Genomic DNA, 1,569 nt, shown 5'->3' on the forward strand with positions numbered 1-1,569 from the left:
GCGTTGGCTGGGCGCTGGTGCTGGCGCCACCGGGTCGCCGTGCCGGCCACGGTCGGGCTGGCGCTGTTCTGGCACCGGTTCGGCCCCCTCGGCCTGCTGTGCCTGCTCGTCGGCCTGGTGCTCGTCGCCGTGGCGTGGCGTCGGCTGCACGCTCGTTCGTTCCAGTGGCTGGCCCGGTGGGTCTGGGGCCGTGCCCGGCTGGCGTTCGTGTACCGGTGGCGGTGGCGGCCGGCGATGGTGCACACCGACCTGGCGATCCGCATGCCGGCGTCCACCGGAGACGAGGTGACCTTTGACGAGTACTTCCCCCGGATCCGCGGGATCCGCTCGACTCGGGCCGTGGACGTCCTGCGGGTAGAACTGCTGCCCGGTCAGACCCCAGAGCAGTGGGCGGAGCAGGCCGAATCGCTGCGGCACGTGTTCCGGGCTCGGCGCTGCCAGGTCCAGGCGGAGCAGCACCGGTTCATCCGGCTGTACTTCCACCGGCGGGACACCCTGACCACCCCGGTTACCCCTGCTGACCTCGACACGCCGCGTCCCGACGGCTCGGACGGCGGCCGATCGGAGGATGCCGGGACTGTGCCTGACCTGCTCGTCGCGGGCCTAGGCGCGGTCCCGGTCGGCCGGCAGGAAGACGGAGAACCGTGGACGCTGCCCGTCCGCGGCACGCATCTGCTCGTCGCTGGTGCCACCGGGGCCGGTAAGGGCTCGGTGCTGTGGTCGATCATCCGCGGTCTCGGCCCGGCGGTGCGGGCGGGGCTCGTGGAGCTGTGGGTGTGCGACCCCAAGGGCGGCATGGAACTCGCCTTCGGAGAACCGCTGTTCGCCCGGTTCGCCACCACCACGGAGACGATCGCTGACCTGCTCGACGACGCGGTGGGCGTGATGCAGGAACGCACGGAACGGCTGCGGGGCCGGACCCGGCTGCACACCCCGACGACCAGCGAGCCGCTGATCGTCATCGTGGTCGACGAAATCGCCTCGTTGACCGCCTACGTCACGGATCGGGACGTCAAGAAGCGGATCGGCGCGGCGCTCCCGCTGCTACTCTCCCAGGGCCGGGCACCCGGGGTCGTGGCCCTGGCGGCGGTCCAGGACCCGCGCAAGGAAGTGCTTCCGTTCCAGGATCTGTTCCCGGTCCGGGTCGCGCTGCGGATGACCGAACCGGAACAGGCGGATCTCGTGCTCGGCTCCGGCGCCCGGGACCGTGGGGCGCGGGCGGACGAGATCCCGGTCTCGCTGCCCGGTGTCGGCTATGTGCTGCATGAGGGACAGCCCGAACCGGTCCGGGTCCGGGCTGCCTTCGTCAACGACGCCGAGATCAACCGGACGGTGATCTCCTACCGGCGCTCCGCAGACGGCGGCTGGGTTCCCGACCTGAACCCCCACCAGAACGGCGACAGCCTGGCCGATCCCGGCGATCTGTTCGACCTCGGGGAGGTTGCGTGACCCCAACCTCCCCGACCACCCTCGACGCTCCCGGCCGTGACGATCGTGATGATCGCCCCGGTTCCCGGGCCGCGCGGATGCGTCTGCCGCTGGCCCGCCAGGTCGTCGAAGCCGTCGCTC

The 1,569-nt window shown here is 71.7% G+C and carries 1 protein-coding gene; it reads left to right on the plus strand.

What is annotated here, in order from left to right; genetic code table 11:
• Window positions 1–3: 3 nt before the first annotated feature.
• The gene (locus tag ACY45C_RS17960; RefSeq protein WP_462188739.1) at window positions 4–1,449 is read left to right on the plus strand and encodes an FtsK/SpoIIIE domain-containing protein; all 1,446 of its coding nucleotides are present in this window, start codon (window positions 4–6) and stop codon (window positions 1,447–1,449) included.
• The last annotated feature ends 120 nt before the right edge of the window (window positions 1,450–1,569 follow it).

Source organism: Frankia sp. CcWB2 (assembly GCF_977927585.1).